Source organism: Guyparkeria sp. TX1 (assembly GCF_046523965.1).
In the GTDB taxonomy this organism is placed as follows: Bacteria; Pseudomonadota; Gammaproteobacteria; order Halothiobacillales; family Halothiobacillaceae; genus Guyparkeria.
In genome coordinates, this window is the sequence record NZ_CP144142.1 from 1,642,538 (window position 1) to 1,655,838 (window position 13,301).

13 protein-coding genes and 1 tRNA gene are annotated in these 13,301 nt (G+C 62.3%); 12 read left to right on the forward strand and 2 right to left on the reverse strand.

All coding sequences use genetic code 11. The features are described 5' to 3' along the window. Positions 1-64: 64 nt before the first annotated feature. Positions 65-155, reverse strand: a tRNA-Ser gene (locus tag VWP12_RS07690). A gap of 384 nt (positions 156-539) precedes the next feature. On the opposite strand from VWP12_RS07690, the gene pal reads away from it, so the two are divergent. Further along, complete coding sequence (pal, locus tag VWP12_RS07695) at positions 540-908, forward strand: peptidoglycan-associated lipoprotein Pal (RefSeq protein WP_410473653.1); 369 nt, start codon at positions 540-542, stop codon at positions 906-908. Between the two features lie 87 nt (positions 909-995). On the opposite strand, the gene nadB is transcribed toward pal, so the two are convergent. Beyond that, positions 996-2,666, reverse strand: coding sequence for an L-aspartate oxidase (gene nadB, locus VWP12_RS07700; protein ID WP_410473654.1), 1,671 nt, complete (start codon positions 2,664-2,666; stop codon positions 996-998). Positions 2,667-2,930: 264 nt separating this feature from the next. Between nadB and rpoE the strand changes: the two genes are divergently transcribed. From rpoE to recO, 11 genes are all read left to right on the forward strand, one after another. Next, complete coding sequence (gene rpoE, locus VWP12_RS07705; protein WP_410473655.1) at positions 2,931-3,521, forward strand: RNA polymerase sigma factor RpoE; 591 nt, start codon at positions 2,931-2,933, stop codon at positions 3,519-3,521. A gap of 17 nt (positions 3,522-3,538) precedes the next feature. After that, positions 3,539-4,228: a hypothetical protein gene (locus VWP12_RS07710; protein WP_410473656.1), complete on the forward strand. Its 690-nt coding sequence runs from the start codon at positions 3,539-3,541 to the stop codon at positions 4,226-4,228. Between the two features lie 49 nt (positions 4,229-4,277). After that, positions 4,278-5,366: a MucB/RseB C-terminal domain-containing protein gene (locus VWP12_RS07715; protein WP_410473657.1), complete on the forward strand. Its 1,089-nt coding sequence runs from the start codon at positions 4,278-4,280 to the stop codon at positions 5,364-5,366. Then, positions 5,366-5,860 carry a SoxR reducing system RseC family protein gene (locus VWP12_RS07720; protein WP_410473658.1) on the forward strand — a complete coding sequence of 165 codons (495 nt, stop codon included), beginning with the start codon at positions 5,366-5,368 and terminating at the stop codon, positions 5,858-5,860. The genes VWP12_RS07715 and VWP12_RS07720 overlap by 1 nt, the downstream gene beginning before the upstream one ends. Positions 5,861-5,921: 61 nt before the next feature. Next, on the forward strand, positions 5,922-7,475 hold the full coding sequence (locus VWP12_RS07725) for a trypsin-like peptidase domain-containing protein (RefSeq protein WP_410473659.1): 1,554 nt from the start codon (positions 5,922-5,924) through the stop codon (positions 7,473-7,475). Positions 7,476-7,681: 206 nt separating this feature from the next. Beyond that, positions 7,682-9,493 carry a translation elongation factor 4 gene (lepA, locus tag VWP12_RS07730; RefSeq protein ID WP_125198592.1) on the forward strand — a complete coding sequence of 604 codons (1,812 nt, stop codon included), beginning with the start codon at positions 7,682-7,684 and terminating at the stop codon, positions 9,491-9,493. A 43-nt stretch (positions 9,494-9,536) separates the two neighbouring features. Next, a complete protein-coding gene (lepB, locus tag VWP12_RS07735; protein WP_410473660.1) occupies positions 9,537-10,376 on the forward strand; it encodes a signal peptidase I in 840 nt (279 codons plus the stop codon). A 55-nt stretch (positions 10,377-10,431) separates the two neighbouring features. After that, positions 10,432-10,848 carry a DUF4845 domain-containing protein gene (locus VWP12_RS07740; RefSeq protein WP_410473661.1) on the forward strand — a complete coding sequence of 139 codons (417 nt, stop codon included), beginning with the start codon at positions 10,432-10,434 and terminating at the stop codon, positions 10,846-10,848. Continuing rightward, positions 10,835-11,578: a ribonuclease III gene (gene rnc, locus VWP12_RS07745; protein ID WP_410473662.1), complete on the forward strand. Its 744-nt coding sequence runs from the start codon at positions 10,835-10,837 to the stop codon at positions 11,576-11,578. The genes VWP12_RS07740 and rnc overlap by 14 nt, the downstream gene beginning before the upstream one ends. Further along, complete coding sequence (gene era, locus VWP12_RS07750) at positions 11,575-12,474, forward strand: GTPase Era (protein WP_125198596.1); 900 nt, start codon at positions 11,575-11,577, stop codon at positions 12,472-12,474. The genes rnc and era overlap by 4 nt, the downstream gene beginning before the upstream one ends. Positions 12,475-12,510: 36 nt before the next feature. Next, a complete protein-coding gene (gene recO, locus VWP12_RS07755; RefSeq protein WP_410473663.1) occupies positions 12,511-13,233 on the forward strand; it encodes a DNA repair protein RecO in 723 nt (240 codons plus the stop codon). Positions 13,234-13,301: the final 68 nt, after the last annotated feature.

Sequence of the window (13,301 nt, forward strand, 5' to 3'; positions counted from 1 at the left end):
TGGCGGCGTGGGCTAGCTCAAAAACAAAAAAGACACCCGGAGGTGTCTCATTCGTCCGATCTGGTGGCGGAGGGTCAGGGATTCGAACCCTGGAAGGGCTATTAACCCTTGCCGGTTTTCAAGACCGGTGCATTCAACCGCTCTGCCAACCCTCCGAAGCCCGCGCATCTTCCGCGATCGAGCCGGTTGGTGTCAAGCCGGGCATCTGTTGTTGTGGATATACAACACGCCGTGTGGCGCTAAAGCAAAAAGGCCGCGTGGCGTGGGAACCGGATTGCTGTGTTCCAAGTCACAGCGCAGCAACTCGATACGGTTTTGCCGGTCGGGTGCTGTGCTATTGTTTTTCTCAGTCTCGTGTTGACTGAAGTATCCCAATTCAAGGAGATCGAATTATGCGTTGGTCCTATCTTGCTTCTGTCGGTGCACTGGCCGTGGTCCTCTCGGCGTGTAGCTCCACGCCGGATTCGGGGGCGGGTGCCGGGGACGGCGCCGATTCCGCCGATGGCGCACAAAGCACCGGCATGTATGGCGATGGCGGTATGAGCGAATCCCAGATGTACGAAGGTCAGCCGGCCGAGCGTGAGCGCGTCGTCTACTTCGGCTTCGACGAGTACTCGGTTGCCGGCCAGTATCAGGGCATGCTGCAAGCCAATGCCGATTTCCTCAAGGAAAACGGCAATCGCGAAGTGGTAATCGAAGGTCACACCGATGAGCGTGGCAGCCGCGAGTACAACATCGCGCTGGGTGAAAAGCGTGCCAATGCCGTTCGTGACGTGCTGCTCTCCTACGGCGTTTCCTCGAGCCAGATCGATACCGTCAGCTACGGTGAAGAGAGCCCGGCCGTGGACGGCAGTGGCGAATCCGCCTGGTCGAAGAACCGCCGTGCGGTGATCGAATACGGTCAGTAAGCCGTTTGACTTGACCGGTCGGGACGAGCCCGACCGGAAACACGAAAGCCAGGCATGTGCCTGGCTTTTTTTGTAGGAGGGTGTGCGTCAGCCTTGCAGCGGTGTGCCGTGGTGACGATCGCGGACGCTTGGGTAGGGGCGTGCCGGAGGTGGGACTAGCACGGTGTTGAAGTGCTCGGCCCGAGGGTTGGTTTGCGGGAAATCCTTGCTGAAATGCAGTCCACGGCTTTCGTGGCGCGTGAGTGCTGAGCGGACGATCAGGTCGGCGACTTCCACCAGGTTGCGCAGTTCGATCAGATTGTTGCTGACACGGAAATGCGCGTAGTAGTCGTGTATCTCGCGGCGCAGGAGGTTGATGCGGTCCCGGGCGCGGTACAGGCGTTTGGTGGTGCGCACGATCCCGACATAGCTCCACATGCTGCGCCGCAGTTCGTCCCAGTTGTGGGTGACCACCACGGCCTCGTCCGGATCGGTGACCTGGCTTTCGTCCCAGGCGGGGATGGTCGGGTGCTCGCGAACGGCCGCTTCCGGGGCTTCGGCAATGCGTTCAGCGGCAGCTTGGGCGAAGACGAGGCATTCAAGCAGCGAGTTGCTGGCCAGTCGATTGGCCCCGTGCAGGCCGGTATGGGCGGTTTCGCCGATGGCGTAGAGGTTCTCGATGTCGGTGCGCCCGTGTTTGTCGACCATCACCCCGCCACAGGTGTAGTGGGCGGCCGGGACGACTGGCAGCGGCTCACGGGTCATGTCGTAGCCGAACTCTAGGCAGCGGGCGTGGATCATCGGGAAGTGGGTCTCGATGAACTCGCGTCCCTTGAAGCTGATGTCCAGGTAAACGCAATCGATGCCCAGCCGCTTGATCTCGGCATCGATGGCCCGGGCGACGATGTCACGCGGCGCCAGTTCGGCGTCAGGGTGGTGCTCGGGCATGAATCGAGTGCCATCCGGTCGCAGCAGCACGCCGCCTTCACCGCGCACCGCTTCGCTGATCAGAAAGGATTTGGCGCGCGGCTCGTACAGGCAGGTGGGGTGGAACTGGATGAATTCCATGTTCGAGACCCGGCAGCCCGCACGCCACCCCATCGCGATGCCGTCGCCGGTGGCGCCGTCGGGATTGGTGGTGAACAGGTACGCCTTTGCGGCACCGCCCGTGGCGAGGGCCGTATGCCGAGCCCGCACTGTGATCACCCGATCATTTTTGATGTCGAGTACGTAGGCGCCCAGGCAGGCGTCTCGTGTCTCGCCCAGCCGACGAGCGGTGATCAGGTCGACGGCGTTGTGGTGCTCGAGTACGGTGACATTCTTGCGGGCGCGGACGGCGCTGACCAGCGTTTCCATCAGGGAGCGGCCGGTGTGATCGGCGGCATGGGCGACGCGGCGCTGGCTGTGGCCGCCCTCGCGTGTCAGGTGGAGGCGTTCTGGGTCATCGTGATCGTGACTGAAGGGCATATCCAGTGACTTGAGCCACTCGATCTGTTCCGGGCCGGCACGTACCACCCGTTCGACCACCTCGCGCTCGGGCAGGCCGGCGCCGGCCTTTATGGTGTCCTCGATGTGTTGATCGATGTCCTGGGGGCCACCAAGGGCCGCGGCGATTCCGCCCTGTGCCCAGGGTGTGCTTCCCCCGACCAATTCCGCCTTGCTGAGCACCAGCACCCGCAGGTTCTCTGGGAGCCGCAGGGCCATGGCCAGGCCGGCCGCTCCCGAACCAATGATCAGGATGTCGCTCTGAAGGGTGCTGCTGTCGTTTTGATCGCTCATGAAGGCTTACGAGTCCTCTTTCCGTGGGCCATGCGGATACGGCCTGCGGTATATGTCTCAAGCGTGGTTTTTCGGTACAATACCGCCCGGCGAGTATACGTGCTTAGGCGCCTCGGGCGGGGGCGGGCATTGCCTGATCAGACGCGGGGTCTTGAAGGCGACCGAGGTTGGCTGACAAACCAACCCAACCGTGTCGCCCGAAATGCCGCAACTTCACCTCTCTTAAATTAACGATTTGTACGCAAGGTAGGACCGGATACGAAAATGAGCGCCGAGGAGAACGACAAGGCCCTAGTGGCCCGCGCCCGCAAGGGCGACCGGCGAGCCTTCGATCTCCTGGTCCTGAAATATCAACATCGCGTGCAGCGTCTGATTGCGCGTTACATTCGCGATCCCGAGCAAGTATTTGATCTGTCTCAGGAAACCTTCATCAAGGCCTACCGGGCACTGGAGCGTTTTCGGGGGGACAGCGCGTTCTACACTTGGATCTATCGCATTGCCGTCAACACCGCCAAGAACCAGCTTGCCTCGGATGCGAGGGGCGGTTACATGGTTTCGTTGAACTCCGGCGGATCGGACGAGTCAGACGAACCAATGATGGAGCCCGAAGCGTTGCGTGATGGCGGAACGCCTGACGCGCTCGCAGCGACCGAGGAACTCAAGGGGGCCATTGATCGGGCTATCTCCGAACTGCCCGAGGACCTGCGCACCGCCTTGACGCTGCGAGAGATGGAAGGGCTCAGTTACGACGAGATCGCGGCGGTCATGGACTGCCCGATCGGGACGGTACGGTCGAGGATTTTCCGCGCCCGTGAAGCCATTGAACAGTCGATTGAACCGTTCAAAGGCGGTTAATTTAGGTGGCAACTGTGATGAAACAACGGCAAGCAAACGATCCAACAACCCTTCGGGACACCGTTTCCGACTGGTGGGACGATGAATGGCAGGCGGGCGAGCGAGAAATCGACGCACTGTTGGCCGATGTCGACGGCGTTCGCTCGCATACCCGCGACTACGATCTGATCGGTAGCCGGCTGCGCGGCGAGCCGCTGGTCACGCGTGATCTGCTTGATTCGATCAACGCGCGCCTTGACGAGATTCCGGATGCCGAACGTCCGGGCGGCGGCAAGGTTGTCTCGTTGCCCACCGCTCGCAACTGGCAGTCCCGCCGCGTCTGGCAGGGGGCCATGGCTGCCTCGCTGTTCGCCGCGGTGACAGCCGTTGGCTTGACTCTGTCAACCGGGGAGCGCTCGGCAGTTGACGTAGAGACGCCCATGCAGGCCGAGGGCGAGACGGATAACGATCGTGCCGTCATGGCGTCACTCAACGCGCAACAATTGCCTGAGGATGCCTCGCCGGCAGCGCTTGCGGCCAAGGCTCAGCAAAGTGGTGTTGTTCAAGTCTCCACGGCGCCGAGTAACGGCTCCAAGCTTCCCGATTGGGCGACGGGGCGTAGCGGGGCCGGTCCGGACCCCTACGTGGTGACCCATTACCGTATGGCGTCGCCCGAATTCGGCACCACCGGCCCCGAGGCGCGGGCCACGACCTTTGACCGGAAGTAAGCGAGGCGTGATGCAAGCATTGCGGTTGCCTTTTAGCAAGCCATTCTCGTTGGCCACTCTCGCTTTGGCGGGGGTGGCCTTCTGCTGTGCGCCCGCCAGGGCGGAACCACTGCTCAAGGCCCTTCCCGCCGAGCAGGAAGGGGTCAGCAGCCTGGAAACCCCGGCGGAGGGCGCCGGCCAAACCGACACGGAAACCCTGCGTGACCGTGTGCGATCGATGGTTGAGGCCATGGCCAGCCGCACCTACGGGGGCCGGTTCATTCACGTCCGTGGCGACCAGATCGACCTGATGCGAGTGGTGCACCGCCAGATTGATGGCAAGCGTGTCGAACTGTTGGTTGCCGAGAACGGTGAAGTCCGGGAGATCCGCCGACTGGGCGAACGATGCGCCTGTTTGTGGCCGGAGCGCCGTCAGGTGATGTTGGGCGACTATCCCAACATCAACAGCCGACTTTCCGGCGAGCGTTTCGAATCCATCGATCAACTCGAGGATGATTACCGCTTGATCGATCTGGGTGGCAGTCGCGTGGCCGGAATGACCTGCAACATGATGGCCGTCGTGCCGCGCGATGATTATCGATACGGGTACAAGCTCTGCATTGGCGACCAGGAGCCATTGCTGCTCCGCATGAGCATCTACGATGAGCGCGGTCGTCCGATCGAGCATAACCAGTTCACGCAGGTCGAATCGTTGGACTCGGTGGAACTGACGTTCCAGGACCAACTGCTCGCGGGGCTCGAGGAAGATTTCGAGCAGATCGAGCTGGGTGGCGAGCCCGTAGAGCAGGCACCCATCCGCCAGAGTGGCTGGGTTGTTGATCCGTTGCCGACCGGCTACACAATCAGCTCGCGTAGTTGGCGGCGTAACCCGGTCACTGGCCAGTATTTCGAGCACATGGTGATCACCGATGGGTTAGCAACGGCTTCGGTTTTCGTGGAGAAACGCGATAGCGACGCTGCGCAACAGGTGACACGTACCGACCAGGGCATGACGATGGCCGCGCGCAGTGTCGACAACGTGCGCATTACCGCCATGGGCGACGTGCCCTCGGCAACTGTCGAATCCCTGGTCGAAAACACGGTGCGTGACGTGGCCTCGGCGGGTACGGAACACGTCGAGCCCGGCTCGGGTGAATAATGGATCAGGAACGGGCGGCGATTGACCAGCCTGTGCTCGAGGCGGCACGGGTTGTCGCCGTGGAGGCTGGTGGCGCCTGGCTCGAGTCGGAAGGCCAGAGCGGTTGCGCCAATTGCCGCGAAGGTCGTGGCTGTGGCGTCAGTGTGTTCCAACGGCTGTTTCGTTTGCCCCGCCATCGGCTCTATTTGCCGACAGAAGAAGCATTGTCGGTGGGCGACCACGTGGTGATCGCGCTATCGCAACGAGCGGTGCTGACGGCATCGTTGTGGCTCTATCTCGCTCCGCTTGTCGGCCTCCTCGTGGGCGCGCTGTTGACCGAGATGCTTTTTGCGCGGGAAGGCTTGACGGTTCTGGGCGCAATTACCGGATTGGCCGGCGCCTTGCTGTTCGTGCGTGGCCGCCAACAACGTCAGGCCCGCTCCGGGGCATTCTTCCCCGTGCTGCACGAGATCACGCTTCGTCAGGCCGACGAGTCACCGAATAAGGCGTCGTAACGGATTGATTTTTCTTGGCGCTTATTCGGAGTAACCTTGCGCATCCGCCATGTGGCTTAGCATGCGGCATTGCCGCCGCGCGGCCCCGAGTTCCCGTCTTTCACGTTTCCCCGGTCGTTTCCCGATGCATTCACTCCGAATGATCTTTCCGCGCCTTACGAGGTTCCCGCGGGTACTCACGCTCGTTCTGTTATCGCCGCTGTGGATGATGGGTTGCACGGATCCCGAGGATCAGCGCCCACCCGAGCAGGTGACTGGCTTGCCGGACTTCACCGAGTTGGTGGAGGCCAATGCCTCGTCTGTCGTTAACATCACCAGCGTCAGCAGCCTGCCTTCCCTGTCTGAACAGGGGGAGGGCGGTGACAGCCGTCACGACTGGATGCGCGGCCTGTTTGGGGAGCGCGCGGATGAGTTGCCCGGACCTTTGTTGCCACAGGAAAACGATGGGTCGGGCTTTATCCTCAGCGAGGATGGCCACGTCGTCACCAACGCCCATGTGATTGATGGGGCAAACAAGGTGTTCGTGCGCTTGAGCGATGGTCGCGAGCTGGTTGCCGACGTGGTGGGTGTTGACGGTATTGGCGATATCGCGCTGCTCAAGGTGGAGGCCGATAGCCTGCCGGCGGTCTCGCTCGGCGATTCGGATGCGGTGCGCCCTGGGCAATGGGCGCTGGCTATCGGTTCGCCCTACGGGTTCGACCAGACCGTGACCGCCGGGGTCATTAGTGGGCTGGGTCGGCATCTTCCCGGTCAAGCAAACCAGCCCTATGTGCCCTTCATTCAAAGCGATGTCGCCATCAATCCGGGCAATTCGGGCGGTCCGCTATTCAACACGAGCGGGCAGGTGGTCGGCATCAATGCCCAGATATTCACCGAATCCGGCGCCTTCAACGGCATCTCGTTCGCCATCCCGATCAACTACGTCGTCGACGTGATCCGTCAGATAAAACAGAACGGTGAGGTCAAGCGGGGTTACGTCGGCGTCGAGGTGCGCGGTGTTAATCGTCAGCTTGCCGACCGCCTGGGCCTTGATGAGGCTCGTGGCGCCGAGGTGGTGCGTATCGTCGAGGGCTCGCCGGCGGCCGACTCGTCGATTGTGGCAGGGGACATCATCCTCGCGGTCAATGGCATTCCTATCAAAGATGGCGCCGACCTGACCGAAGCGTTGGGATCGTTGCCGCCGGGTTCCGAGGCATCCCTGGAGGTTTGGAGCGACGGGGAGACGCGTGATGTGGAGATCACGTTGGCCTCGCTTCCCGAACCGGAGGAGGCGCAGTCGGATACCACCATCCCGGAGTCTTCGGAAGAGCCGGAACTGGTCGTGATCGAGACCCTCGGCATGATCCTGCGGCCACTGGAAGAAGGCGGGGTGCGTATCGGTGAGCTTGATCCGAAGGGGCCCGCGTCCCTCGCCGGACTGATGCCGGGGGATCGGTTGATCTCGATCGATCGCCAGCCCGTGGGGACGCTGTCCGAGGCGTATCGAGAGATCGCTCGCATCGCGCACAACCGCAGCGGTAAGGGCAACGATCTCGTGCTGTTCCTGGTCGAACGTGATGGCAAACAACGTTTCTTCATGCCCGCCTTTTCGGGCAACCCGCATCAGTCGCGCTGACTCTGCGGGCTCCGGGGAAGGGCCTACACGAATCCGGTACCCCTCCGCGCCTCGTGCATCTGCCCGGCGCAAGAGGCATTCAGTTAGGCCAGGGTGGCGCCGGATTCGTGCAGCCCGATCCCTCGCCCTATATACTGTGCGGCTCTTCTCGCGGCGCGTTTTCGTTGCCCGCGGGGCTTTCCCCACGAACCGAAAGTTAAACCTCTATGGCGTCCGAGCGACTCTCCCGGATTCGCAATTTCTCGATCATTGCGCACATTGACCACGGCAAGTCGACCCTGGCCGATCGCATCATCCAGCGCTGTGAAGGCCTGGAAGAGCGCGAGATGAGCGCGCAGGTGCTCGATTCCATGGATATCGAGCGCGAGCGCGGTATCACCATCAAGGCGCAGAGCGTCTCGCTGGACTATCACTCCCGCGACGGTGAGACCTATCGCCTGAACTTCATCGACACGCCCGGGCACGTGGACTTCTCCTACGAGGTGTCGCGTTCGCTTGCTGCCTGTGAAGGGGCATTGCTGGTGGTGGATGCCTCGCAGGGCGTCGAGGCCCAGTCGGTCGCCAACTGTTACACAGCGATCGACCTTGGACTTGAAGTCGTGCCGGTGCTCAACAAGATTGACTTGCCGGCCGCCGAACCCGATCGGGTCAAGGCCGAGATCGAAGACATCATCGGCATCGAGGCACAGAACGCCGTGACCTGCTCGGCCAAGACGGGCGAGGGCGTCGACGAGGTGGTCGAGCGCCTGATCGAGCAGATCCCGCCGCCAGAAGGCAACGAGGACGGCCCGCTCAAGGCGCTGATCGTGGATTCGTGGTTTGACAACTACGTCGGCGTGGTCGCGTTGGTGCGCGTCATCGACGGGGCGATTCGGCCCAAGGCGAAGATCAAGGCCATGGGCACGGGCGACGTGTTCACCGTCGACAAGACGGGCGTGTTCACCCCCAAGACGCTGGCCCGCGACGGGCTATTCGCCGGCGAGGTAGGCTTCGTCATCGCGGGTATCAAGGATATCGATTCGGCCAAGGTGGGGGACACCCTGACCGACGCCGAGAATCCGGCCGATGGCCCGCTGCCGGGCTTCAAGGAGATGCAGCCGCGGGTCTTCTCCGGTCTTTACCCGGTAGAGGCCGATCACTACGACGACCTGCGCGAGGCACTGCGCAAGCTGCGCCTGAACGACGCGGCGCTGCATTTTGAGCCGGAAGTCTCGACCGCGCTGGGATTCGGTTTCCGCTGCGGCTTTCTGGGGCTCCTGCACATGGAGATCATCCAGGAGCGGCTCGAACGTGAATACGACATCGATCTGATCACCACCGCGCCGACGGTCATCTTCGAGATCGAGGAAAAGGACGGCACGACCTACCAGATCCACAATCCCTCGCAGTTGCCGGAACCGACGCTGATCAACGAGATCCGCGAGCCGATCATCGAGGCGCACATTCTCTGCCCGCAGGACTATGTCGGACCGGTACTCAACCTGTGCATGGAAAAGCGCGGCGTGCAGAAGAACATGCTGTATTCCGGCAATCAGGTCACTCTGATCTTCGATCTACCGATGGCCGAGGTGGTGCTCGACTTCTTCGATCGCCTGAAGTCGGTTTCGCGCGGCTATGCCTCCTTCGATTACCACCTGGACCGTTTCGAGGCGGCGCGCCTGGTCAAGATGGACATCCTGATCAACGGTGAGGCGGTCGACTCGCTCTCGTTGATCGTGCACCGCGACAAGGCCGAGCAGCGGGGCCGCGAGCTGGTGGAGAAGCTCAAGGAGCTCATCCCGCAGCAGATGTTCGAGGTGGCACTGCAGGCGGCCATCGGCGGCAAGATCATCGCGCGGACCAACGTTAAGGCGCTGCGCAAGAACGTGTTGGCCAAGTGCTACGGCGGTGATGTCTCGCGCAAGAAGAAGCTGATCGAAAAGCAGAAGGCCGGCAAGAAGCGGATGAAGAACATCGGCAAGGTCGAGGTGCCCCAGGAGGCGTTCCTCGCCGTCTTGCAGATGGACAACAAGAACTGATTGTCGCCACGAGCGACCCGATTGACCCAACGCGGAGCACGTCGTGGATTTTGAACTTCTCTTGGTGGTGGCCACCTTCGTCAGTGGTCTGATCTGGCTGATCGATCGATTGGTCTTCCGGCCCCGGCGTCGTGCCCGGTTGTCTTCCGAGGCGGAACATCTGGGTGCCGAGGCGGGTATCGACGGCGGGGCGGCCAAGGACCACGAGCCACTGCTGGTCGACTACGCCAAGTCGTTCTTTCCGATCCTGCTGGCAGTGCTGGTAATCCGCTCGTTCCTGTTCGAGCCGTTCCGTATCCCGTCGGGATCGATGATGCCCACCTTGCTGGTGGGTGATTTCATCCTGGTCAACAAGTTCACCTACGGCCTGCGCCTGCCGGTGGTCAACACCAAGGTGTTACCGATTGGCGAGCCCGAGCGTGGCGATGTCGCCGTTTTCCGTTATCCCGAGCAGCCCGAAGTCGATTACATCAAGCGCATCGTCGGTTTGCCCGGGGATTCGGTCCGGGTCGACGATCAGCGGTTGTGGATTAACGGCGAGGAAGTGTCACTGGAGACAACCGGGCGATACGACGGTGACGCCAATCTCAAGCATGCGGGCCTGACCACCGCAATCGAGACCCTGCCGGACGGCGGTCCGCACCAAATCCTGATGGATACCGACCGTCGCCTGGGTGCGGCGGAGTGGACCGTTCCGGAGGGGCAGTATTTCGTCATGGGTGACAACCGCAATCACAGCAACGACAGCCGCTTCTGGGGCACCGTGCCCGAATCGAATCTGGTGGGCAAAGCGGTTATGATCTGGCTGCACTGGAACTGGCAGGATGGTGGTTTCGACACCGGGCGCATCGGCCGCTCGATCGACACCGTCGATGCCGATTGACGTCAAACGAGGGAATGCCCCGTTCCTACCGGCGGGCAAGACGAGGATGAAGGAAATGGACAACAGCGTTTCGAAGGGACAATTCCGTGGGCAGCTGAACGGCCGAGCCGCAGGCGCCACTCGTCAGGGCGGCATGTCGCTGGTGGGGTTGATCATCGCCGCGATCGTGCTGGGTTTCTCCGCCCTGGTCGTGATGCAGGTTGTGCCGCTTTACATCGCCGACCAGAAGTTGACCAGCATCTTCAAGGGTCTCGAGGAAGCGTCCGCGGGCAGTCCGGCTGAGATCCGCCGCACGATCGACAAGCAGCTGGACATCAACGAAGTTGATGATCGCTTCGACTCGAAGGAATTCGAGATTCGACCGGTCACGGGCGGCTACAGCGTTACCTACAACTACGACGGGCGTGCCACCCTGTTCGGCAATCTCTCGCTCGTCGCCGAGTTCAAACATCAGACCCGTGTCAGTAACTAAAAGTTCCAATCCCCTTATCCGTGATCCCGACGCCCTGGCGCAATCGCTTGGGTTGTCTTTCGATAATGCCGACCTGCTCGGGCAGGCGCTGCGTCATCGCTCGTCCGGGAAGCTGAACAACGAACGCCTGGAATTCTTGGGCGATTCGATCCTCAATCTCGCCATCTCGGACTACCTCTACCGCCACAAGCCAGAAGCAACCGAGGGGGCGCTTTCCCGTCTGCGTGCCTCGGTGGTGCGCGAGGAGACCCTGGCTCAGGTCGCGCGCCGCATCGGTTTGGGGGACTACCTGGTCATGGGATCGGGCGAGTTGAAGAGTGGTGGTCATCGCCGGGATTCGATCCTCGCCGACGCGCTTGAAGCAATCATTGGGGCGTTGTACCTCGACCAAGGATTCACACCGGCCCACGACTGGGTCCAGTCGCTGTTCCAGGACGAGTTGACCTCGCTGCCGGACGCCCAACAGCTCAAGGATGCCAAGACACAATTGCAGGAATACCTGCAACGCGACCGGCAGCCATTACCCGAATACGAGGTGATCGAACAGACCGGTCAGGCCCACAAGCAGACTTTTGAAGTCGCCTGTCGGGTCAATTTCCGTGACGATCCGTTCGCGACCCGCGCAAGTGGATCGTCGCGTCGTCGTGCCGAACAGACGGCCGCACGCCGGATGCTCAAGACGCTCCAGGAGCGTCACGGCAACAACGCCCCATCGGAGAGCCAGACATGACTTCATCGCCCCGTTTTGGTCACGTGGCGATCGTCGGTCGCCCCAATGTTGGCAAGTCCACCCTGGTCAACCGACTGGTGGGGCAAAAGGTCTCGATCACCGCGCCCAAGCCGCAGACAACCCGTCATCGGATCACCGGCATTATCACCGAGCCGCGCGGCCAGATTGTGCTGATCGACACGCCGGGGCTCCACGAGGGCGGCCGGGATGCCCTCAATCGTCAACTCAATCGCACGGCGCGTAGCGCGCTCGAGGGCGTCGACCTGATCCTGTTCATGGTCCAGGCGGGGCAGTTCGGTGCCGAGGACGAGGCCGTGCTCCGTCTGCTCTCGCATGTCGAGGCGCCGGTGGTGCTGGTGGTCAACAAGGTCGACCTGGTCAACGACAAGACCGAACTGCTGCCGTTTCTGGCCAGGATCGGCGACAAGGGCGATTTCGCCGAGGTCTACCCGATGAGTGCCCGACGCCAGCGTGGCCTCGACGGCCTGCTGGACCTGGTGTTCTCGTACCTGCCCGAAGGGCCGATAGGTTACGACGAGGACCAGGTGACGACCGCGCCGGTACGCTTCATGACCGCGGAGATCATCCGCGAGAAACTGGCCCGCTCCCTGCACGACGAGTTGCCCTACCAGACGACCGTGATGATCGAGCGTTTCGAGGAGACCGATCGCCTGGTCACCATCGGGGCGGTCATTTATGTGGCGCGCGCCGGTCAGAAGGGCATCGTGATTGGCAATCGTGGCTCCCGCCTGAAGATCGTGGGGCAACAGGCGCGCGAGGCGATCGAGCACCTGCTCGACAAGCGCGTGATGCTCGATCTCTGGGTGAAGGTGGCCGACGACTGGGCGGACGATGAACGCTCCGTGGCCGCGCTCGGGTACCAGTTGCCCGAATGAGGCCGACCGGGCCCGTTGGCAAGGGCGGGTGACGCCATGCGCGGCTTTCTGCTCCACGCGCGACCATTCAAGGAACACGGCCTACTGCTCGACTGGTTGACCGACACCCGCGGCTGGGTGCGCATGCGCCAGAATGGGGGGCGTCGGGTCAAGAAACGCGGCAGTCAGCGGCCGCCCAATTTCGTCTGTCTCGAGGTGGAGACGGCCGGGCGAGGGGGCTGGCCAATACTGACCGGTGCCGAACCCGTCGAGGGGCTGCGTTTCCTACATGGCCAATCGTTGGCAGCGGCCTTCTACCTGCATGAGCTCATCCTTCGGGCACTGCGTCCGGAAGAGGCGATGCCGGGCCTGTTTCTCGACTACTGGAAAAGCCTGGCCATGCTCGATTCGCCTGAAATGCCGGTTTCCGTGGTGGTGCGTCGGTTCGAGCGTCGCTTGCTGGAACACCTCGGCGCCGGTCTTGACTGGGAGCAGGCGGCCAACGGCCTACCGATCGAGCCGGAACGGCAATATCGCGTCGGCCTGCAGGGCGGTATTGTGCCTGGCAACGGGGCGAATGCCGTCTCGGGCCGCCTCCTGCGTGCGATTGCCCGTGACGAGGCGCTGGCCGAGGCCGATGACCGGCGCCGGGCACGGGACCTGATGCAGGGCCTGCTGGCGCCGCATGTCGGCTCCGCGCCCTTTCTGTCGCGAAGGCTGTGGCCAAGTGCCGGGGATTCGGCTCGGGGACCCGATGCAGGCGATACTCTCAGGCCCTAGACTGTTCGACCAAGATAAATGCTACCCAGGCTCGACCCGCTCAACGCTCACACGAACTCCGGAAATCG

Bases quoted from the DNA above. Each gene is read 5' to 3' on its own strand.
- VWP12_RS07720 (WP_410473658.1), top strand. From the start codon at position 5,366: ATGGATCAGGAACGGGCGGCGATTGACCAGCCTGTGCTCGAGGCGGCA.
- rpoE (WP_410473655.1), top strand. From the start codon at position 2,931: ATGAGCGCCGAGGAGAACGACAAGGCCCTAGTGGCCCGCGCCCGCAAG.
- era (WP_125198596.1), top strand. From the start codon at position 11,575: ATGACTTCATCGCCCCGTTTTGGTCACGTGGCGATCGTCGGTCGCCCC.
- VWP12_RS07710 (WP_410473656.1), top strand. From the start codon at position 3,539: ATGAAACAACGGCAAGCAAACGATCCAACAACCCTTCGGGACACCGTT.
- lepA (WP_125198592.1), top strand. From the start codon at position 7,682: ATGGCGTCCGAGCGACTCTCCCGGATTCGCAATTTCTCGATCATTGCG.
- pal (WP_410473653.1), top strand. From the start codon at position 540: ATGAGCGAATCCCAGATGTACGAAGGTCAGCCGGCCGAGCGTGAGCGC.
- recO (WP_410473663.1), top strand. From the start codon at position 12,511: ATGCGCGGCTTTCTGCTCCACGCGCGACCATTCAAGGAACACGGCCTA.
- nadB (WP_410473654.1), bottom strand. From the start codon at position 2,666: ATGAGCGATCAAAACGACAGCAGCACCCTTCAGAGCGACATCCTGATC.
- VWP12_RS07725 (WP_410473659.1), top strand. From the start codon at position 5,922: ATGCGGCATTGCCGCCGCGCGGCCCCGAGTTCCCGTCTTTCACGTTTC.
- VWP12_RS07740 (WP_410473661.1), top strand. From the start codon at position 10,432: ATGGACAACAGCGTTTCGAAGGGACAATTCCGTGGGCAGCTGAACGGC.